The organism is Delftia deserti (assembly GCF_042653485.1).
Taxonomy (GTDB): Bacteria; Pseudomonadota; Gammaproteobacteria; order Burkholderiales; family Burkholderiaceae_C; genus Comamonas; species Comamonas acidovorans.
On record NZ_JBHSIH010000001.1, the window covers coordinates 3347615 to 3367850 of the forward strand.

21 protein-coding genes are annotated in these 20236 nt (G+C 68.2%); 4 read left to right on the forward strand and 17 right to left on the reverse strand.

Translation table 11 applies throughout. From position 1 onward, the window contains the following. The first annotated feature begins 94 nt into the window (after positions 1–94). Positions 95–1081, forward strand: coding sequence for a magnesium/cobalt transporter CorA (gene corA, locus ACFPFG_RS16195; RefSeq protein ID WP_141830746.1), 987 nt, complete (start codon positions 95–97; stop codon positions 1079–1081). Between the two features lie 31 nt (positions 1082–1112). Here the strand turns inward: corA and ACFPFG_RS16200 are convergent, their stop codons facing one another. The 4 genes from ACFPFG_RS16200 to ACFPFG_RS16215 all read right to left on the reverse strand — a co-directional run bounded on the left by ACFPFG_RS16200 (position 1113) and on the right by ACFPFG_RS16215 (position 4405). Then, positions 1113–1508: a RidA family protein gene (locus ACFPFG_RS16200; protein WP_183020672.1), complete on the reverse strand. Its 396-nt coding sequence runs from the start codon at positions 1506–1508 to the stop codon at positions 1113–1115. Further along, complete coding sequence (locus tag ACFPFG_RS16205; RefSeq protein ID WP_380107407.1) at positions 1498–2640, reverse strand: DSD1 family PLP-dependent enzyme; 1143 nt, start codon at positions 2638–2640, stop codon at positions 1498–1500. Before ACFPFG_RS16205 ends, ACFPFG_RS16200 begins: the two co-directional genes overlap by 11 nt. Positions 2641–2659: 19 nt before the next feature. Beyond that, positions 2660–3673 (reverse strand): tripartite tricarboxylate transporter substrate binding protein BugD, encoded by a 1014-nt coding sequence (locus ACFPFG_RS16210; RefSeq protein WP_183020670.1) that lies wholly within the window; start codon positions 3671–3673, stop codon positions 2660–2662. 66 nt (positions 3674–3739) lie between these two features. After that, complete coding sequence (locus ACFPFG_RS16215) at positions 3740–4405, reverse strand: HAD family hydrolase (RefSeq protein WP_183020669.1); 666 nt, start codon at positions 4403–4405, stop codon at positions 3740–3742. Positions 4406–4477: 72 nt separating this feature from the next. Here ACFPFG_RS16215 and ACFPFG_RS16220 point away from each other — a divergent pair, with 72 nt between their 5' ends. Further along, positions 4478–5386 (forward strand): LysR family transcriptional regulator, encoded by a 909-nt coding sequence (locus ACFPFG_RS16220; protein ID WP_183020668.1) that lies wholly within the window; start codon positions 4478–4480, stop codon positions 5384–5386. A gap of 6 nt (positions 5387–5392) precedes the next feature. Here ACFPFG_RS16220 and ACFPFG_RS16225 read toward each other — a convergent pair whose 3' ends face one another. The 12 genes from ACFPFG_RS16225 to ACFPFG_RS16280 all read right to left on the reverse strand — a co-directional run bounded on the left by ACFPFG_RS16225 (position 5393) and on the right by ACFPFG_RS16280 (position 17841). After that, positions 5393–6688 (reverse strand): MFS transporter, encoded by a 1296-nt coding sequence (locus ACFPFG_RS16225; protein WP_374619201.1) that lies wholly within the window; start codon positions 6686–6688, stop codon positions 5393–5395. A gap of 29 nt (positions 6689–6717) precedes the next feature. Further along, a complete protein-coding gene (locus ACFPFG_RS16230; protein WP_183020666.1) occupies positions 6718–7785 on the reverse strand; it encodes a porin in 1068 nt (355 codons plus the stop codon). An 82-nt stretch (positions 7786–7867) separates the two neighbouring features. Next, complete coding sequence (locus ACFPFG_RS16235) at positions 7868–8827, reverse strand: PDR/VanB family oxidoreductase (protein ID WP_012202897.1); 960 nt, start codon at positions 8825–8827, stop codon at positions 7868–7870. Beyond that, on the reverse strand, positions 8824–9849 hold the full coding sequence (locus ACFPFG_RS16240; RefSeq protein WP_012202896.1) for an aromatic ring-hydroxylating oxygenase subunit alpha: 1026 nt from the start codon (positions 9847–9849) through the stop codon (positions 8824–8826). The genes ACFPFG_RS16235 and ACFPFG_RS16240 overlap by 4 nt, the downstream gene beginning before the upstream one ends. Before the next feature lie 24 nt (positions 9850–9873). Further along, complete coding sequence (locus ACFPFG_RS16245) at positions 9874–10095, reverse strand: recombinase-like helix-turn-helix domain-containing protein (protein ID WP_012202895.1); 222 nt, start codon at positions 10093–10095, stop codon at positions 9874–9876. A 43-nt stretch (positions 10096–10138) separates the two neighbouring features. Continuing rightward, positions 10139–11116 (reverse strand): Bug family tripartite tricarboxylate transporter substrate binding protein, encoded by a 978-nt coding sequence (locus ACFPFG_RS16250; protein WP_013804505.1) that lies wholly within the window; start codon positions 11114–11116, stop codon positions 10139–10141. A gap of 52 nt (positions 11117–11168) precedes the next feature. Then, positions 11169–12131, reverse strand: a complete 963-nt coding sequence (locus tag ACFPFG_RS16255; RefSeq protein ID WP_183020665.1) for a VOC family protein — start codon at positions 12129–12131, stop codon at positions 11169–11171. A gap of 12 nt (positions 12132–12143) precedes the next feature. After that, entirely contained in the window at positions 12144–13619 is a 1476-nt protein-coding gene (locus ACFPFG_RS16260) for an aldehyde dehydrogenase (protein WP_012202892.1), read from the reverse strand. A gap of 35 nt (positions 13620–13654) precedes the next feature. Further along, positions 13655–15361 carry a thiamine pyrophosphate-binding protein gene (locus ACFPFG_RS16265; RefSeq protein WP_183020664.1) on the reverse strand — a complete coding sequence of 569 codons (1707 nt, stop codon included), beginning with the start codon at positions 15359–15361 and terminating at the stop codon, positions 13655–13657. Positions 15362–15395: 34 nt separating this feature from the next. Then, entirely contained in the window at positions 15396–16193 is a 798-nt protein-coding gene (locus tag ACFPFG_RS16270; RefSeq protein ID WP_183020663.1) for an SDR family oxidoreductase, read from the reverse strand. Next, entirely contained in the window at positions 16186–17058 is an 873-nt protein-coding gene (locus ACFPFG_RS16275; RefSeq protein ID WP_183020662.1) for an IclR family transcriptional regulator, read from the reverse strand. Before ACFPFG_RS16275 ends, ACFPFG_RS16270 begins: the two co-directional genes overlap by 8 nt. A 12-nt stretch (positions 17059–17070) precedes the next feature. Beyond that, positions 17071–17841 carry an SDR family oxidoreductase gene (locus ACFPFG_RS16280; RefSeq protein WP_012202888.1) on the reverse strand — a complete coding sequence of 257 codons (771 nt, stop codon included), beginning with the start codon at positions 17839–17841 and terminating at the stop codon, positions 17071–17073. 936 nt (positions 17842–18777) lie between these two features. On the opposite strand from ACFPFG_RS16280, the gene ACFPFG_RS16285 reads away from it, so the two are divergent. Continuing rightward, positions 18778–19068, forward strand: coding sequence for a type II toxin-antitoxin system RelE/ParE family toxin (locus ACFPFG_RS16285; protein WP_232245669.1), 291 nt, complete (start codon positions 18778–18780; stop codon positions 19066–19068). After that, positions 19065–19373, forward strand: coding sequence for an XRE family transcriptional regulator (locus ACFPFG_RS16290; protein WP_013804512.1), 309 nt, complete (start codon positions 19065–19067; stop codon positions 19371–19373). The genes ACFPFG_RS16285 and ACFPFG_RS16290 overlap by 4 nt, the downstream gene beginning before the upstream one ends. A 24-nt stretch (positions 19374–19397) precedes the next feature. Here the strand turns inward: ACFPFG_RS16290 and ACFPFG_RS16295 are convergent, their stop codons facing one another. Next, positions 19398–20147 carry a 5'-methylthioadenosine/adenosylhomocysteine nucleosidase gene (locus tag ACFPFG_RS16295; protein WP_197953879.1) on the reverse strand — a complete coding sequence of 250 codons (750 nt, stop codon included), beginning with the start codon at positions 20145–20147 and terminating at the stop codon, positions 19398–19400. Between the last annotated feature and the right edge of the window lie 89 nt (positions 20148–20236).

The following is a 20236-nucleotide window of genomic DNA, read 5'->3' on the forward strand; positions in this document are numbered from 1 at the left end:
CCCCAGTTGGTAGCTTTCAACTCCCGGTTGGCCTGTGGGGTTGAAAGCACCTCCGATACCCCGCACGCCTGAGAAGAACACCTGGAGTGAGCCTATGCTCAACATCTTTACGCTGGCCAATGGCCGCCTGGTCCAAGAAGAGATCGAGTCGCTGGAGGAGCTGTCCCGCTTCAAGCCGATCTGGGTGGACCTGGAATCGCCCACGGTCGAGGAAAAGCGCTGGATCAAGCAGCACTACGAGCTGTCCATCCCCGAGGATGCGATGGACGACGACATCGAGGAATCGGCCCGCTTCTACGAAGAAGACAATGGCGAGCTGCACATCCGCAGCGACTTCCTGATCGACGATGACGAGGACCCGCGTTCGGTGCGCGTGGCCTTCATCGTCAACGAGCACAACAAGAACCTGCGCAGCTGCGGCGTATTGTTCTCCATCCACGACGAGGACGTGCCCGTCTTTCGCCTGCTGCGCATGCGCGCGCGCCGCGCGCCGGGCCTGATCGACGAGGCCAAGGACGTGCTGCTCAAGCTCTTCGACGCCGACGCCGAATACTCGGCCGACACGCTGGAGCGCATCTACGACGACCTCGAAAAAGCCAGCCAGATGGTGCTGTCCGGCGACGTGACCGACGACGTGGCCCGCGAGGTGCTGGGCGCCATCGCGCGCCAGGAAGACTTGAACGGCCGCATCCGCCGCAACGTCATGGACACGCGCCGCGCCGTCAGCTTCATGATGCGCTCCAAGATGCTCAATGCCGAGCAGTTCGAGGAAGCGCGCCAGATCCTGCGCGACATCGAATCGCTGGACAGCCACACGGCCTTCCTCTTCGACAAGATCAACTTCCTGATGGATGCCACGGTCGGCTTCATCAACATCAACCAGAACAAGATCATCAAGATCTTCTCGGTGGCCAGCGTGGCCCTGCTGCCGCCCACGCTGATCGCCAGCGTCTACGGCATGAACTTCCGCTTCATGCCCGAGCTGGAATGGGAGTTCGGCTACGTCTACGTCATCGGGCTCATGGTGCTCAGCGCCGTGGGGCCCATGCTCTACTTCCGCAAGCGCGGCTGGCTGAAGTAGCGGCAGCCGGCCCCCCTCGGGCCGGCGCTTTTCAGGCCAGCGCCACGGCCTCGATCTCCACCTTCAACCCGAAATGCAGCGCCCCCGTGGGCACCACGGCACGCGCGGGCCGGTGCGTGCCGGCCCAGTCCGCGTAGATGCGGTCAAAGGCCGGCCAGTGCGCCATGTCGTCCAGGTACACGCGCACCTGCAGCAGCCGCGGCACGCCGCTGCCGGCCAGCTCCAGCGCCGCAGCCAGGTTGGCCAGCGCCTGCCGGGCCTGGTCCTCGAAACCGGCATCCACCAGGCGCGTGCCGTCGGGCCGTATGGGCAGCTGCCCTGACACGAAGACCAGCCCCTGGCCCGTGGCCGTGTGGCTGTAGTGGCCGCCCGGCGCAGGCAGGTTCGGCGATGCCTGGCGCAGATCGATCCCGTTTTCACCAGCCATGGAGCCGCTCCCAGGTTTGCACCGAGCCATCTGCCGCCAGCGCCTGGTAGGCCGGGAACTGCGCGCCCGTGGCGCAGGCATGGTTGGGCAGGATGCGCAGCCGCGTGCCCAGGGGAAAGCGCGTGGCGATGTCGGCCTCCGCCGCGCCATCGGCCCGGGCCAGAATGCCGTGCTCCTGGTTGGCGCCCGTGAGCACGAAGCCCGGCATCACCCGCCCCTGCAGGTCGCAGACCTGGCCGTAGCCGAAATCCTGTTTCTGCCGGGCCGTTCCGCGGTCGCGGCTCATGGCCATCCAGCCCGCATCCACGATGGCCCAGCCCTTGTCGGCCTGGTGGCCGATCACGGTGGCCAGCACCGACAGCGCCACGTCCTCGGCCGCGCACACGCCGATGTTGTGCATCACCAGATCGAAGAACACATAGACGCCTGCGCGCACCTCGGTCACGCCGTCCAGCCGGCTGGCCGCCAGCGCCGTGGGCGTGGAGCCCACGCTGACCACGGGGCACGGCAGGCCGGCCGCGCGCAGGGCCTCGGCGGCCTGCACGCAGCCGGCGCGCTCGCGCTCGGCCAGGGCCTGCAGCGCCTCGGGCGTATCCAGCTCGTAGCTGGAGCCCGCGTGCGTGAGCACGCCGCCCAGGCGCATGCCGCCGTCGTGCAGCGTGCGGCCAATGGCCAGCAGCAGCGGCGTATCGTCTGCGCCCACGCCGGAGCGGTGGCCGTCGGTGTCGACCTCTATCCACACCTCGAAGGCCTCGCCCTGCTCGCGGCCGAACGCGGCAATGGCCTGGGCCGCCGCCACGCTGTCCACGATGAGCTTGAGGTCGCAGCCGCGCCGGCGCAGGTGCAGGGCCTGCGGCAGGCGGTGCGGCGCCATGCTCACGGCATACAGGATGTCGGTGGTGCCAGCGGCAAAGAACTGCTCGGCCTCCTTCAAGGTGGAGACCGTGATGCCCGAGGCCCCGGCCGCACGCTGCGCGGCGGCCACGGGCACGCTCTTGCTGGTCTTCACATGGGGGCGCAGGCGCACGCCCTGCGCGTCCATGCGCTGCTGCATGCGGTGGATGTTGCGCTGCATGCGTGCGAGGTCGATCACGGCAGCGGGCGTGTCCAGGGTCAGAAGTGTGTCTTGCATGGTGTTTCTCTCTCCATCGTCAATCCAGGTATTGGCCTTTGGCCTTGAGGGCAGGCACATCGTTGCGCAGTCCCTGTTCGATCAAGGCGGAGACCGTGGCCGGCACGGCCTGCTCGGGCGACGGCAGCTCCACCCCCAGCGCGGCCATCTGTGCGCGCAGGCCCGCATCGCCCATGGCGTGCTGCAGCGACCGCGTCAGCCGCGCGAGCACCGCCGGCGGCGTGCCGCGTGGTGCGAAGATCGCATTCCATGAGCGCGCCTGCAGGGCGTGGCCGGCCTCGGCGCTGGCCGCCGTGCCCGGCAGCTGCGCCAGTCGCTGTGTTCCCAGCACCGCAATCGCCTTGATGCGGCCGCCCGCGATCTGCGGCAGCGCCGTCGTCGTCTGGTCGCACATGAAATCGGTCTGTCCGCCCATGAGATCGTTCATGGCAGGCGCGATCCCGCGATAGGGAACATGGGTGGGGCTTTGGCCCAGCGCCGACAGCAGCAGCACGCACCCATAGTGCGATATCGAGCCCACGCCGGCGCTGCCATAGGAGGCTGCGGCCTGGTTGCGCTTGAGCCACTCGGCGAACTGGCGCAGGTCGGAGGCCGGCAGATTGGCACGCGCCAGCAGCAGCATGGGCGCCGCGCCCGCAGGTCCCACTGGGGCGAAGTCGGCCACGGGGTCATAGGGCAGCTTGCGGTACAAGGCCACATTGACCACATGCGTGCCTATGCCGCCAAAGGACAGGGTGTAGCCGTCGGCTGCGGCCTTGCGCGCCTGGTTCAGGCCGATGGTTCCATTGGCGCCACCCAGGTTCTCGATCACCAGGGGTTGGCCCAGATGCTCCCCCATCTTCTGAGCCACGGCACGGGCCAGCGCATCGCTGGGGCCTCCCGGGGGAAACGGCACGACCAGCGTGACCGGCCTGGCCGGAAAGGCAGCGCCGGCCTGCGCCAGGGCTCCCTGGCTCCACGCCATGGCACAGACGATGGACAGGACCGGGAATGCGGACACAAGGGACAACGGCAGGGCTGGACGCAGCTGCATGGCAGGCTCCTCACAAGGGTGGACAGGAAAGGACGGCGGGCACAGCACCGGCTGCACCCTCGGGGTTCAGCCCTGCTGCAGGGAAAAATCCCTGAGCCAGGGCAGTGCCGGCGCCAGCGTGGGTGCTTCGGCCTCGGCCTGCGGCGCACCCGTGGGCCGCGACAGGCCCACGCAGTTGTGCCAGAAAGTACGCAGGCCCACGGCCGAGGTGCCGAACAGGTCATAGCCTGATCCGGCCACGAAGGCAGCCTGGCCAGCAGGCAGCCCCAGCCGGTCCAGCGCCAGCTGGTAGGGCCGGGGGTCGGGCTTGTAGAAGCCTGCTGCTTCCGAAGTCACCACCACATCCCAATCCACGCCCAGCAGCGCGGCGGCACGTTGACCCAGGCGCTCGGAGCAATTGGTCACCACGGCCAGGCGGCAGTGCGGGCGCAGGGCGGCCAGCAGCTCGCGTGCGCCATCCCAGGGCTGCAGCTGCTCCCATTGCGCCTCCAGCCTGTCGGCCACCGCCTCGGGCAGGCCCCGGTTGCGGGCCGCCGTGCGCACCAGGTCCTCATAGGGCTGGTAGGCGCCGCAGCCATAGGTCAGGCGCAGGTATTCGGCGCGCCAGTCGCGCCCGGCAGCCTCGCTGCCGGCGGCCGCATTCCAGACGGTCCAGGAGTCCAGCAAGGCGGTCAGCAGGTCGAAGAGCACGGCCCGGGGCCATGCGGCAGAGGTGGGGTATGGGGTGTTCATGCCTTGGCACTGTACGGACCAAGACCATGGTCGTGGTTAAATCCGCCGTCATCAATCGTTAAGGCAAATTGAATGATTGCCATCGAGGACCTGCAGCTTGCCGCCGCCCTGCTGCGCGAAAGCTCGCTGAGCGCCGCAGCCCGTGCGCTCGATGTGACGCCGCCCGCCCTGTCCATGCGGCTGCGTCGGCTGGAGGCCGAACTGGGCCTGTCCCTGGCCAACCGCAGCGCGCGGCGCCTGGCGCTGACGCCCGAGGGCGAGCGCTTCGCCCGCGAGGCCGTGCGGCTGCTGGGCCAGATCGAGGAGTTGCGCGACTCGCTGCATGGCGATGCCCGCCAGCTGGGCGGCACGCTGCGCATTGCCGCGCCCTTTGGCTACGGGCGCAGCCGGCTGGCGCCGGCCCTGGTGCCCTTCACGCGCCAGCACCCGCAACTGAAACTGCAGCTGGACCTGCGCGAAACGCCCTTCCCCGACCGCCACGATGCCGACGCCGTGGTCCACATCGGCGCGGTGCGCGACTCCTCCTGGGTGGCGCGCGAGCTGGCCGCCAATGACCGCTGGCTGTGCGCCAGCCCCGACTACCTGCGCCGCCACGGCACGCCCGCCACGCCGCGCGAATTGCTGGAGCACGCCTGCATCTGCATCCGCGAGAACGAGGAGGACGTGACGCTGTGGCACCTGCGCCCGGCCGCCAGCCGGCGTGCCGCGGACGGCCAGACCCTGCGCGTGACGCCGTCCTACGTCACCAACGATGGCGGCGTGGCCCGCCACTGGGCCGAGCAGGGCCTGGGCTTGGTGCTGCGTTCGCAATGGGACATGGAGCAGGCCGTTGACGAGGGCCGGCTGGTGCGCGTGCTGCCCGACTGGCATTTCGGCAGCGCGCCCGTCACCCTGCTGGTGCCCACGCGCAAGGGCCGCACGGCGCGCGTGCAGGCCCTGGTGACGTTTCTGGAGCAGTGCGCGGCAGCGGGCGTGCTGTAGTGCAGGTCAGGCCGTGCGCGCGGACCTGTCCCGGGCATCGCTGGCACCGTGGGTGCCCTGGCCGCGCTCGCGCAGCCACAGCACCAGGCCGCAGACCATGACCACCAGCTGCGTGCCCACCAGCAGGCTGAAGCCGGCGACGAAACCGCCACCGGCCGAATGCGAGGTCCAGCCGATGACGGCCCCCATGAGCGCAGGCATGAAGCCCGCCACCAGGGTCGCCGTGCCGTTGACGACGCCGTAGGCGCTGGCCACATGCTCGGGCCGCGCGCAGTACTGCACGGTGCTGGGAATGGCGGGGCTCATCAGGCCCCAGCAGAAGTTGGCGGCGATCAGGCAGTAGGCCGCCGCGTAGCGGTCTTCCATGTGGATGGCCAGCCAGATGGCCAGCGCCAGGCCCAGGCTTCCGCCGACGAAGATCAGCGGCACCTGGCGGCGCGGCAGGCGGTCGATGACGATGCCGCCGACCAGCACGGCCAGCACCGTGGCGTATTGGGGCAGCGAGGCCAGCCAGCCCATCTCGCGCAGCGAAAAGCCGCGCGACTCCAGATAGGCCGGCAGCCAGTTGCTGCTGCCCCAGAGGTAGGAGAAGAAGGCCGCCGACAGCACAGCCACCAGCACCAGATAGCGCGTGTGCATGGCGCCGCGCACGATCTGCCCGACCTGTCCCACCGCCTCGCCCAGCGAGCGCGGGCGCGGCATGCCGGTGTCCACGCGGGGCATGCGGATGAAGGCCAGCACCAGCGGGATGCCGATGGCCACATTGATCAGGCCCAGCACGTGGAACGAGGTCTGCCAGTCATGGCCGGCCACCAGGTAGCCGATCAGCGGGTAGCCCACCGCCAGCCCCAGGCCCGTGCCCATGTTCACGAAGGAGTTGGGCAGGCCGTTCTCGTGGCTCTGGAAATGCGCCTTGATGTAGCTGCCCGCCAGCGAGTACAGCGGCCCTTCGGAGATGCCCAGCAGGATGCGCGAGGCCAGCAGCAGGCCATAGCTGTTCATGGCCGGGGACAGAAAGGACACGGCGCCCCACAGCAGCAGGCCGACCACCAGGCTTCGGCGCACGCCGAAGAGCGCCGCGCAAAACGGCGTCAACACGAAGGAAGAAACGCCGTAGCCCACCATGAAGGCCGTGGCCAGCAGGCCCTGGCGCGTGCGGTCGTCGTGCGTCAGCCCGATGTGGTCCAGAAATCCCTGGTCGAGGATGAGGATCGAAAGGTTGATCCGGTCCACATAGGAGATGGCGACGATGATGAAGAGGCTGATCACCCCCCACCAGCGGGCCGCACGCATATCTTTCATGGCAAGTCTCTATCGCCCGATGGGCTGTATCAGAAGAAGTGGCGCACGCCCACCTCGAAGCCGGAGGAGCGGCCGCCCAGCGTGGTGCCCGGGGCCGACAGGCCCTGCACGCCGATGGACTTGGCCGCGCCGTCCTTGTTCTTGAGGAAGGCCACCGTGCCGTAGACCTGGGTGCGCTTGGACAGGTTGTGCCCGTAGCCCACGCTGATCTTGTTCCAGTCGGCATTGCTGCCGTCGGTGTTGTAGTGGCCGTAGGAGGCCTTGAACTCGCCCATGCCCACGGGCGCGGTCACGCCCAGCTGCAGGGCGGTGACCTTGAGGGCGCCGCGCTTTTCGCTGGCCCACAGCAGCATGGGCTTGGCCACGCCGAAGTCCCAGCTCAGGCCCACGTTGCTGGCCGTGAGGTTGGTCGCATCGCTGTCGCCATAGAACTTGCCCGTGGCCAGCGCGCCGTTGAAGGGGCCCTGGCGGTAGCCGAAGCGCAGGCCGCGGTAGTCGCCCTGGTTCTTGTTGGGTGCGCTGCGCGCCTGCTCGCCCATGGCCACCTGCACCTGGCCGTAGAAGCCGCCCAGGTTCTGCGGCAGCAAGTAGCTGACCGCGTTGCTGATCTGGATGGGCGCGCCGCCCGTGGCCGTGCCCGTGCCGGGAATGCCCAGCATGGTGAAGCCCATGGTGCCGCCCACGCCGTTGGTGAGGAAGGGGTCGAAGATCAGCGTGCTCAGGAAGGTGGCCGAGTCATCGCGGCCCAGGCGCACTTCGCCGAAGTCGCCCGACAGGCTCACGGTGGAGCGGCGGTTGAAGCTCAGGCCGCCACCGCTGGCCTTGCCCGAGCCGCTGTCCACGTCCATGCCCGCCTCCAGCCAGAAGCCCGCACGCAGGCCGCCGCCCAGCTCTTCCGTGCCGCGAAAGCCGAGGCGGCTGATGTTGGCGCCGCCCGTGGACAGGCCGGTCTTGGAGGGGCCGGAGCCGTTCAGGTGCGTGACGCCGACATCGACGACGCCGAAGATCTCGACCTTGGACTGCGCCGAAGCGGCACCGGGCAAGGACGCCAGGCAGGCTAGCGCCACGCCCAGCATGGGCGTATGGATGGTTTTCATGGGGTTGTCTCCTCTGGGGTGGTGGCTTGGGGGGGTGGCTTGGGGGGTGGTGGGTTGTTGCCTTGCAGGTCTGATTGCCTGCTCAGATATCGAGCACTAAACGTTCGCTCTTGCAGCCGGAAACGCAGACCATCATCACCTTGTTGCTGGCCTTTTCCTTGGGGCTGAGCACCGAGTCGCGGTGGTCCGGAATGCCTTCGAGCACGCGCGTCTCGCAGGAGCCGCAGACGCCTTCGCAGCAGCTGTGGTCCATCTGGATGCCGGCATCCAGCAGGGTGTCGAGCAGCGACTTCTCGGGCGTGATCTCGATGAAGCGGCCGCTGCGCTTGAGCTCCACCGTGTAGTTGCTGCGCGCGTCGTCGGCAGCCTTGACCTCCACGGGCGTGAAGCGCTCGACGTGGGCGTTGGCGTGGCCCAGCTCGGCGCAGAACTTCTCGAAGGCGTCCAGCATGGGCGTGGGGCCGCAGGCGTAGTGGTGCGTGCCCGCGTCGGGCTGGCGTTGGGCCAGCAGCGCGCGCAGGTCGGGCGGGCCGCCGGCCTCGCTGTCGAAGTGCAGGTGCAGCGGCATGCCCAGCGCCTGCAGCTCTTCCAGGAAGGCCGCGCCCTTGCGCTCGCGGGCGAAGTACAGCATCTCGAACGAGCGGCCCTGGCCCTTGAGCCGGCGTGCCATGCACAGCAGCGGCGTGATGCCGATGCCGCCGGCCACCAGCACGGTGTGCGCGGCACTTTCGTCCAGCGCGAAATGGTTGCGCGGCTCGGAGATGGTGATGGGCATGCCCACGCGCAGCGACTCGTGCACGCAGCGCGAGCCGCCGCGGCTGGCGCGGTCGCGCAGCACGCCGACCACATAGCGGTGGCGCTCTTCGCTGGGGTTGCTCAGCGAGTAGCTGCGCACCAGGCCGTTGGGCAGGTGCAGATCGATGTGCGAGCCCGGCGTGAAGGCGGGAAGCTCCCCGCCCGCCACGGGCCGCAGGTCCACGCTGATGGTGTCCTGGGCCTCGAAGCGCAGCGTGTGCACGAAGGCCTGGAGGTTGGTGCTCATGATGCGGCGCCTTCGTCGATCTGCTCCTGGGCCAGGCGGCGCAGGTGGCGGCGCAGGCGCACCAGGCCGATGTCGTGCTGGTAGAGGTTCTCGCGCTCGTTGGCATCCAGCTCCATCTGCTCCATCATGATCCGGTCCTGCTCCAGCACGGCCCAGTGGCGCGCCTCCAGGCGGTTGCGGTACAGGAAGCGCCAGGTGTCGCGCATCCAGCCCTGCACCTTGCGGCAGCGCCAGAAGAACACGGCGCACAGGTCGGCGCTGATGGGCGTGACGCAGGCCACGATGGCGAAGTTGCCGCCGGGGCCGCCGGTCTTGGGATAGGGGATCTCCAGGCGCATCCAGTGCACGCCCGTGCTGCCCCACTCGGTCCAGTCGAAGTTCACGCCGCGCTGGCCCACCTTCTCGAAGACGAAGCCGTCATCGGTCTCGCGCACCTGGAACGTGGCCTTGCTGTCGCCCTCGGCCATGGAGTGCGACTGCTTGTGCAGGAAGGTGCCGTGCATGGGGTCCATGACGTTGTCCAGCGCATAGCGGTAGTCGCTGCGCCACTCGGCATAGCACAGGAAGTTGGAGTACTCGGGCGAGGTCAGCTCCTCGGGCAGCGTGAACTCGGGCGCCTCGTCAACGGCCTTGTCGCTGTTGTAGAGGAAGATGGCGCCATGCGCCTCGCGTGCATGGAAGGCCAGTGCCGCGCGCGAGCCTTCGAGCTTGCAGCCGGGGCTGCCGGGCACCTTGGTCACCGTGCCGTCGCCGCGCACTTCCACGCCGTGGTAGGGGCAGGCCAGGCGGTCGCCCAGGATCACGCCCTGCGACAGCGGCGCGCCGCGGTGCGGGCAATGGTCCTCCAGCGCATGGACCTGGCCGGCGGCATCGCGCCACAGCGCGATCTTGCGGCCGAAGCGGCGCACCGACACGGGCTGGGTCTTCACGAAGTCCGAGGGGCAGACCGCGTACCAGAGGTTCTTCAGGCCTTTGTTGAGCAGGCCGTCCACCGGATCGATGGTGATGGTTTGTACGTTCATGGGGCTCTCCAGTCCTGCTCGGTATCAATAGCCCAGCCGCGCCATCAGCGCCTGGAAGCTGTCTTCGGTCCAGGCCTGGCCGTTTTCGCCGGCGGGGCCGCTGCGGTTGAGATAGGCCACCAGTTCGGGCAGGGTCTGCACGCCTTCGCCGAAGGCGCGCTCGATGGAATCGCCCAGCAGGTCTTCCATCAGGGTGGGGGCACGTTCGCGCGCCTGGTGCGGCTCGAGATAGCGATCAGCGGCCATGGTTCTCTCCTTCGAAAACTGTCTTGTGTGGGGTTGGCTGCGCTCAGTCGGCGCGGATGTCCAGGTCTTTGATGAGCTTGCCGAAGCGGTTGAAGTCCGCTGCATTGGTCTTCTCAAGCCTCGCGGGCTCGCCGCCTGCGGGCAGCGCGCCGAAGGTGGCCATCTTGGAGACCACGTCGGGCATCTTCAGGATCTCGTTGAGGTGCGTGTTCAGCAGCTTCACGGTCTCGGGCGACATGCCCTTGGGGCCGAACAGGCCCTGCCATGCGGACACTTCCACGTCCTTGACGCCCAGCTCGGCCAGGGTGGGCACATTGGGGGCCAGCGCGCTGCGCTGGCTGTCGGCCACGGCCAGGGCGGTGACCTTGCCGCCGATGTAGGGCGCAATCGGGCCCCAGGTCATGAAGGTCGTGGGCACATGGCCGCCGATCAGGTCGTTGACGGCGGGCGCCACGCCCTTGTAGGGAATGTGGGCGATGCGCGTGCCGGCGGCGCGGTTGAACATCTCGCCCAGGATGTGCATGGGCGAGCCGCTGCCGGGGCTGGCGTAGGTCAGGCCGTCGCGCTTGCCCTGGGCGATCAGGGTCTTCATGTCCTTGATGCCCGAGGCCTGGTTGGTGGCCACGAACATGGGCTGCACGCTGGTCTGCACGATGGGCGTGAAGCCGTGCAGCACGTCGTAGCTGGAGCCCGAGGCCGTCTTGAGCACGAACTGCGCGATGGCGAAGGTATTGGGCGCCAGCAGCAGGGTGTAGCCGTCCGGCGCGGCCTTGGCCACATGCACGCTGCCGATGGTGCCGCTGGCGCCGGGGCGGTTGTCCACCAGCACGGGCTGGCCCAGGCGCGTGGACAGCTTCTCGGCATACAGCCGCGCCATGGCATCGGTGTCGCCACCGGCCGGATAGGCCACGATGATGGTGATGGGCTTGGCCGGATAGGCCTGGGCCATCGCGGTGCCGGACAGCGTGGCTGCAGCCAGGAATGCAGCGGCAAGAGAAACCTGGCGACGTGTCTTGTTCATGGTGGGGGCCGTGGGGTGGTTGGGTTGTGGGGGTAGGCCGTCAGGCGCGGTCTCAATGCCGCTTGTCGGTGATGAATTTCCCGTCGCTGGTACCCACGCCTTTTTGGCGCCGGGTGTTGCCGTCGATGCCGCCATCGATGGCCCATTCGGCAAACACCGTGGGGCCGGGCTCGAACTCGCGCGGCTGCCAGTCGGCGGTGAGCTGGTCCTCGTCGGCGTAGTACTCGACCAGGGCGCCGGCCGGATTGCGGAAGTACCAGAAATAGGCCGAGGACACGGGATGGCGGCCCGGGCCCAGCTGGGTGTCCCAGCCGCAGCGCGAGATGTGCATGCCGCCGCCGAAGACCTCGTGGATGTCGCGCACCGTGAAGGCCACGTGGTTCAGGCCCGCGTCCTTGGCGGGGCGCTGCAGCAGGAAGATGTCGTGGTGGCCGCCGTCAGGCGCGCAGCGCAGGAAGGCTCCGCGCTCGGGGTAGCGGTCCGAGGCCGCGAAGCCGAAGTGGTCCACGTAGAAGCGCTCGCAGGCCTGCACGTCCTTGACGAAGAACACCACATGGCCGACCTCGATGGGCTGGGCGCGTTCGTAGGCCGGGCTGGCCTGGTTGACGCGGTCCTTGCGGTTCCAGGTGTTGTAGGCGGCGCCCTGCACATCCACATCACGCTTTTGCGTGACCTGCAGGCGCACGGACAGGCCGTTGGGATCGGTGCAGCCTATGCGGCCCTGGCCCTGCGTGAACCCTGGCAGCGCGGCAATGCGGCTGGCGTACAGCGCAAGGTCCGCCTCGCTTTCCACGCCCCAGACCACTTCGCGCAGCGTGGGGCCCGCCTCGATGGCGGGCGGCAGATCGGGATGGTCCACGGCGGCCACGATCACGCGGCAGCCGTTGAGGGTCTCGAACACCAGCCGGTCGTCCGCTTCCTGCACCAGCGCCAGGCCCCAGTCCAGGAAGAAGCGGCGGCAGGTGGCCAGGTCGTCCGCGCCGTAGGTGATTTCGTCTATGCCCAGTACGCTCATGTCGATTCCCTTTCAGTTCGCCCAGGCCAAAGGCTGGTCGTTCAAGCCCCAGTACATGCTCTTTTGCTCCATGTACTGCTGTATGCCCAGCCGTCCCTTCTCGCGGCCCAGGCCGCTGTCGCGCCAGCCGCCGAAGGGCGTGGAGATGGAGAACTGCTTGTAGGTGTTGATCCAGACCGTGCCGGCCTGCACGGCGCGGCCTATGCGCCAGGCGCTCTTGTAGTCGCGCGTCCAGATGCCGGCGGCCAGCGCGTAGACGCTGTCGTTGGCCTGGGCGAGCAGGTCGTCCTCGTTGTCGAAGGGCATGGCCACGAGCACGGGGCCGAAGATTTCCTGCTGGCAGATCTGCCAGTCGTTCTTCACGCCGTCGATGATGGTCGGGCGGTAGTAGTAGCCGCGCTCGAACTGCGCGCCCTCGGGCCGCTGGCCGCCCGTGAGCAGCCGGCCGCCCTCGGACAGGCCCAGGGCCACATAGCTCTCTATGGATTCGCGGTGCTTGGCGGTGATCAGCGGCCCCATCTGCGTGCGCTCGTCAGCCGGGTCGCCCACCTGCAGCGCGGCGGCCTTGGCCGTGAGGCGCTGCATGAATTCGGCATGCAGGCTGCGCGCCACGAACAGGCGCGAGCCCGCGATGCACGACTCGCCCGAGGAGCTGAAGATGCCGTAGAGCACGCCGTTGACGGCATGGTCGATGTCGGCATCGGCCAGCACCATGGTGGCCGACTTGCCGCCCAGCTCCAGCGAGACCGGCATCATCTTGTCGGCCGCGATGTGGGCGATGTGCTTGCCCGTGGACGTGCCGCCCGTGAACGACACGCGCTTGACCAGCGGATGCTTGGTGATGGCATCGCCGATCACCGAGCCCCGGCCCGGCAGCACGCTGACCAGGCCCTTGGGCACGCCGGCCTCTTCGCAGATCCTGGCCAGCTCCAGCGCCAGCAGCGGCGTGGCCTCGGCGGGCTTGACGACCACGGCGTTGCCGGCGGCCAGCGCGGGCGCCAGCTTTTGCGCCTCGCTGGCGATCGGCGAGTTCCACGGCGTGATGGCCGCCACCACGCCCATGGGCTCGTACACGCTCATGGTCATGAAGTCGCCGCGCGAGGGCGTGATGGTTTCCTCCATGGTCTCGCAGGCGGCTGCAAAGAACTGGAAGGTGGCGGCGGCGCTGGCCACCAGCATGCGTGTTTCCTTGATGGGCTTGCCGTTGTCCAGGCGCTGCAGCTGGGCCAGGGGCTCGGCGCGCTCGCGGATCAGCTGGGCCACGCGGTGCAGCACGGCCGCGCGCTCATGGGGCTTTTTCTGGGCCCAGCCGCTGGTGCGGAAGGCGTGGTCGGCCTTCTGGATGGCCTCCTCCACATCCTCCAGGCTGGGCGCGCGCAGGCGGCCCACCACTTCGCCGGTGGCGGGATAGAGCGTGGTGGATTCGCCTCCGCCGCCCAGGCGCCATTCGCCGGCGATGTTGATGGGGAGCAGTTCCAGGTTCGACATGGTGAGCCTCTCTCGTTCGTTCGAATCCAGCCGCCTCAGGCGGCCTTGGTGGCCGTGCTGGTGGCCGGGATCTGGTCCAGCTTGTTCACGGGCGGGCCCGAGAACGTGGCCTTGAAATTGCCGATGGCGCGCATGTCGATCTCCAGCAGGAAGGGGCCCTTCTTCGGCCAGGCCGAGGCCAGAACGGCGGGCAGCTCGTCAAGGTTCTGCACGCGGGCATGGGGCAGCTGGATGGAGGCGCACAGCTGCGCGTAGTCGGGCGTGTGCAGTTCCACATAGCAGCGGCGGCCGCCGTAGGAGGCGTCCTGGATGTTCTGGATCACGCCGTAGCGCTGGTCGTTCATCAGCACGATCAGGGTGTCGCACTCTTCCTGCACCAGCGTGGCCAGCTCGCCCAGGTTCAGGATGAAGCCGCCGTCACCCGCCAGGCCCAGCGTCTTGCGGCCCGAGCCGCTGACCGCCGCGCCCACGGCCGCGCCGATGGCCATGGGCATGCCCATGCCGATGCCGCCGCCCGTGGCGTGCACGCCCGCGTTGGGCTCGAAAAAGCGCAGCTCGCGATTGCCCCAGGTGCTGTTGGAGACGGTCACGTCGCGCACCCAGTTGAAGTTGCGGCCCACGGCCTTTTGCAGCTGCTGCACCAGCACGCTGTACGGACCCAGGCCGTCGCGCATGGTGGCCACGGCCTCGTCGTGCACCTGGCGCAGGTCGGCCAGCAGCTCGGGGTCGGCCTTGTAGCCGCGCGCCTCCAGCCGGTCGGCCAGGCCTGTCAGCGCCAGGGCCGAGTCGCCGCAGACAAAGCCGTCATCGGCGTAGCAGCGGCCCTGCTGGGCGGCGTCCACATCGATGCGCAGCAGCGGGCGCGGCAGCTTCAGTTCGTACTTCAGCGTCTCGTTGCTGCGCAGGCGCGTGCCCACGGCCAGCATGGCGTCGCAGCGCTGGTAGAAGGCCTCCACGGGCTTTTGGATGTTGTAGGCGCCCAGCGAGGCCGGATCGTCCTCGGCCACGATGCCGCGGCCCTGGCCCGTGCTGACGATGCCGAAGCCCAGCGCCTTCAGACGCTGCACGGCAGCGACTGCGTGGCGTGCGCCGCCACCCAGCCACAGCAGCGGGCGGCGTGCCTTGGCCAGCGTGTCGGCCAGCGCATCCAGCGATGCCTCGCTGGGCGCCAGCACGGCCACCGGCAGCGGCGACAGGTCGGCCGGCATGTCGATCACGGTCTGCTGGATGTCGATCGGAATCTCCACGCTCACCGGGCCCGTGGGCGCGGTCATGGCGGCCTGCACGGCGGCCTTCAGGGTGGACAGGCAGGTCTCGGCGCTGCGCACGCGGAACGCCGCCTTGGACACGGCGCCCAGCATGGTCAGCTGGTCGGGCGCCTCGTGGATGTACGACAGCTTCTGGTCCAGGTACTGCGTCTCGATCTGGCCCGTGATGTGCAGCAGCGGCGTGCCGGCCGTATAGGCCTCCACCAGGCTGCCGGCGATGTTGCCTGCGGCCGGGCCGGTGCTGGTGATGCACACGCCCAGGCTGGAGGTGGAACGCGCGCAGGCATCGGCCATGTTGCCGGCGCCGGCCTCGCCGCGCGCCATCACGAAGCGCACCTTGCCCCGCGCATTCATCGCGTCCAGGATGGGCATGTTGTGGATGGAGATCACCCCGAACGCGGCCTGCACGCCGCAGTGCTCGAGGAACTGGGCCACAACGGCGCCGACGGTGATTTTGGATGCGGAAGAAGTCATGTTCTGCTTTGAATCGGGTGAAGGGGCTGAAGCACTACGCTTGCCGTGCAAGACCACCGGAGACGTCGATGTGGCTGCCGGTCGTGTAGGAGGACAGGGGCGTGGCGAGATAGAAGATGGCGCGTGCGGCCTCGTCGGGCGAGCCCAGGCGGCCCAGCGGAATGGACTTCTTGCGGGCGAGCTCGGCGCTCCAGGCGTTCCAGTCCTGGCTGCGGTCCTCGCGCGCCTCGAAGCGGCGGCGCCACTGGCCGGACTCGATCAGGCCGACCAGGATGCCGTTGACGCGCACGCCCTTGGGCGCGAACTCGGTGGCCATGGAGCGCACCAGGTTCTTGAGGCCGGCGCGCGCCGCCGAGGTGGCCACCATGTGCGGCTCGGGCTGCGAGGCCAGCAGCGAATTGACGCAGACGATGGCCGGCTGCGCCGTGCGCTCGAGCTGCGGCAAAAAGGCGCGCGTGGGATGCAGTACCGAGAAGAACTTCAGGTGCAGCTCCTCGGTCCAGGCCGCATCGTCGGTGCTGGCAAACGTCGAGACCCGGCCCTGGCCCGCGTTGTTCACGAGGATGGAGGCCGGACCCAGCGCAGCCTCGCTGTCGCGCGCGAACTGCTGCACCTGGGCGGCGTCGAGCACGTCGCAGGCCTGGGCGAACAGGCGGGCCTCGGGATGGCGCCCGCGCAGCTGCTGCACGGCCTGCTCCAGGCGTTCGGCGCTGCGCCCGCACAGGGCGACACGCGCGCCCTGCGACAGCAGCAGATCGACCGTGGCCAGGCCGATGCCCGAAGAGCCGCCGGTGACGACGGCCGTGGTGTCCTTGAGTTGGGAATCAAACATGGCCGCCTCCTGCGCGCCGGGAATTGAGGGAAAGCAGCTGTGCCGTCTGCGTTTGCGGCCGGTAGTTCAGCAGCTCGGACAGCTCGGCCGCCGCGTCGCAGACGCCGGCGATCAGGGCCTGGGCACGGCCCTCCTCCACATGGGGCGCGGGGACCGTCGTGCCCAGCGCCGCCACCACGCGGCCGCTGTGGTCGCGCACGGGCGCGGCGATGGTGCAGATGGAGCTTTCGTAGAAGCCTTCGCTGAACACATGGCCGCGCTCGCGGTCGGCCTCGACCAGGTTGAACAGATCCAGCACCGTGCGCGGTGTCTTGGGCGTGTGCGCTTCCAGGTGCTCCTCGGGGTAGAGCGTGCGCAGCTCGGGCAGGGACAGGTCGGCCAGCAGCACGCGGCCCAGGGCCGTGGCATGGGCAGGCAGGCGCGTGCCCACGCGCACCGAACTGGTCAGCGGCGTGGGTGGCGTCACCTTGGCCACGTAGACGATGGAGCGGCCATCGCGCACCACAATGTTGCAGGGGTAGCGGATCTCGCCGCACAGCCGCGCGATCACGGGCTGGCCCAGCTCGGTCAGGTCCATGGACGACAGGAACTCGAAGCCCAGGCGCAGCACGGACAGGCCCAGCCGGTAGTCATTGCTGCCCTCGGCGCGCTGCAGAAAGCCCATGGCCTCCAGCGTGTTGAGCATGCGGAAAATCGTGGCGCGCGGCAGCTGCAGGCGGCGCGCCAGCTCGGGCGCGCCCAGCGTGGCATTGCCGCGCCCGAACTCCTGCAGCAGGCGCAGGCCGCGCTCCAGCGCGGGCACCATGTACTTGTCGGCGCCGTTGTCCGCGCTCTCGGTGTTCTCGGAAGAGGGGGTGTCGGTCATGGCGAAACCCCTTCAATTCATCACGAAGCCGCCGTTGACGGGCAGCACCTGCCCCGTCACGAAGCGCGCGCCATCGGACAGCGCATAGGCCACGGCGCCCGACACATCCTCGGGCCGCTGCTCGCGCTGCAGCGCGCGCTGGTCGATGTACAGGCGGTGGCGATGCTCAGGCACGTACTCCGTGGCCTCCACCAGCACCAGGCCCGGCGCCACGGCGTTGATGGTGATGCCGTCGGCCCCCAGCTCGCGCGCCATGGAGCGCGTCATGGCCATTACCGCGCCCTTGCTGGCCACATAGGCCATCAGGTTGGGGGCGCCCCACATCGCGGTGTCGGACGCCAGGTTGACGATGGCGCCCCGGCCGCTGTCGCGCAGCGCGGCGCGGCAGGCACGCGTCATCAGCCACACGCCGCGCACGTTCACGTTCATCACCTGGTCCCACTTGTCCAGATCGATGTCGTCCATGCCCTTGCCGCCCGAATCGGTCACGGCCGCGTTGTTCACCAGGCCGTCCAGCCCGCCCAGCGCCTGCACCGCCTGCTGCGCGCAGCGCTCTATCGACTCCGGATTGCCGGCATCCAGCCCGAAGCCATGGGCCTCGAAGCCCTGCGCACGCAGCCGGGCCACGGACTCGGCCAGCAGCTCCTCGCGCAGATCGGCCATGGCGACACGCGCGCCCTGCTCGCAAAAGGCCTTGGCGAACGCAAAGCCCAGGCCGCGCGCCGAGCCTGTGACGAGGATGCGGCGGCCGGCAAGCTGGCCTGTGGAGGGCGTGGTGTTCATGGCGTACCTCAATCGAAGGGGGTTTGTGTCTGTTTCAAATTTGAAATGACACTTTTTTCTTGAAACAAGCGTGAGTTTAGGACTGATGGTTCGGGGTGGGATTGGGGAAAACACGGAGGCGTGTGGGAAATGGATGACAGAGGTGTGTCTGGGTGTGTTTTGGATGGGGGCTTTTATGGCTTGTGAGGACATGCCCGCCCTGCGGGCGGGAGCCGGGTTTCGGCCCGGCGGCCGACCTCCTTTTCTTTGATTCGTCAAAGAAAAGGAGGCAAAAGAAAGACGACCCGAATGACCACGGCGCAGGCGCTGACATACGGGGAGTGGGTGCGGGCCTTCGCTTCGCTCGGCCTGGGGTTTGAGGCGGGGTTGTGGAATGCCTCTATGATTTCGGTGGCCCCTGTTCCGGGGCTGGTGCTTGAAAACACCATCAACACACAGCGGCAGAGCCTCCCCGAAAGTGAGGCCTCGTCACGTCTGAGCACTTGGACAGTGGGCATCGCACCCGCACGTCCACACGGTTTTGGATGGGATGGGGCTACCCGCAAGGCTGCCCGCACGTCTATCCGGCCGAGCGCAGCGAAGGCCCGAGCAAACTCCCCGTATGTCAGCGCCTGCGTCGGGCCGCCTGCGGGGTTGCCCGGCAGCGCAGCGAAGGGGTCGTGGGCATTCGGGTTGCCGTCTGTGACCTGACCTTTCTTGGCGAATCAAGAAGGGCCATCGGCTGCCGGGCCAGGAACCATGCATCAAACCAAGCAACCACAGTGGCAGGAATTCCCCTCAAGTCCAGCGTCAAAGCTTTGGCCTCCGATGACACACGGGCTGCACGGCCATCAGTAACGATACGCAGCAAAATAGTACTTTTTTAGATACACTTTTCCGATGGAAGAGCCCATTCTTTCCGTTGTCTTCTAACGATCCGATGCCGGCAAGGAGCCCGTGCGTGACTGGCTTCGTGAACTTACGGTGGAAGACCGCAAAGCCATCGGCGCCGATATCAAGACCGTCCAATACAACTGGCCTCTGGGCATGCCGGTAGTACGCAAGATGGAGCCAGGACTGTGGGAGGTGCGGTGCAGCATTGCCGATGGCATCGCACGTGTCCTATTCACGGCCCAGAATGGAAAAATGGTGCTGCTGCATGGCTTCATCAAGAAGTCGGCCAACACCCCCGGGCCGGATCTGACAACTGCCAGAAACCGGCTCAAGAAGCTGAGGAATACCCCATGAACAAACATCTAGGCAGCAATTTCGATGACTTCCTCGAAGAAGAAGGCCTGCTTGAGGAGGCCACAGCTATCGCAGTGAAGCGGGTGATTTCCTGGCAATTCGCACAGGCGATGAAAGCCCAGAAAGTCAGCAAGACCGAGATGGCGACACGCATGCGCACCAGCCGCATGGTGGTGAACCGCCTGCTGGACGAAAACGACACCGGCGTCACCCTGGCCACGTTGGCCCGCGCCAGCGTGGCGCTTGGCACGGCTTTGCACTTTGAACTGGACGATGCGACGGTTCTCCAGGCATCAGCGGCATAAAAGCACGACCGCTCAGCGCTGCGCTTACAGCCGCCGCAAAAACCCATCAACAACCCGCAACGCGTACCGGCTCGCCACCACCCGCACAAACTCCGCAAAGTCCACATGCGCACTGTCATCCGCCCGATCGGAAACCGTCCGCATCGCCGCAAACGGCACGCCATAGTCCAGGCAGGCCTGCGCCACGGCGGCCCCTTCCATCTCCACCGCCAGCACCTCATGCCCCGCAGCCCGCAGGCCCTGCGCCAGGGCCTGCGAAGCCCCTGCCGTGCCCACGAACTGGTCACCACTGGCAATCAGCCCCTGGTGCGCGCGCGGCGCCGTGGTGGCGTGGGCGGCGCGCAGGTCTTCGCCCGCCTCGGCCACGCAGGCCTGGGCGGCGGCCAGCAGCGCGGCCGTCATTTCGGGGTCGCAGGGCAGGCGCGTGCGGCCGTAGCCGGGCATTTCCCAGCGCGGGAAGATGGGCGAGGCATCCAGGTCGTGCTGCAGGTATTCGCCGGCAACGACCACGTCGCCCACGCGCACGCCTTCGCCCAGGCCACCGGCCACGCCGGTGAAGGCGATGCGGCGCACGCCGAAGCGTTCGATCAGCGCCGTGGCCGTGGTGGCCGCCGCCACCTTGCCTATGCCTGACAGCGCGCAGACCACGTCGTGCCCATGCAGGCGCCCGCGCCAGAACATGCGGCCGGCGTGGGCCGTGCCCTGGGCGTCGGACATGGCATGGACCAGGCCTTCCTGTTCCTGCGGCAGGGCACTGAGGATGGCGATGGTCATGGTGGCTTCTCTTTCAACGGCACAGGCAAAAAGCAAAGGCGGCCCGGGGGCCGCCTGCGGGGCGAAAGTGCCATTGTGCCGCGAGCCCG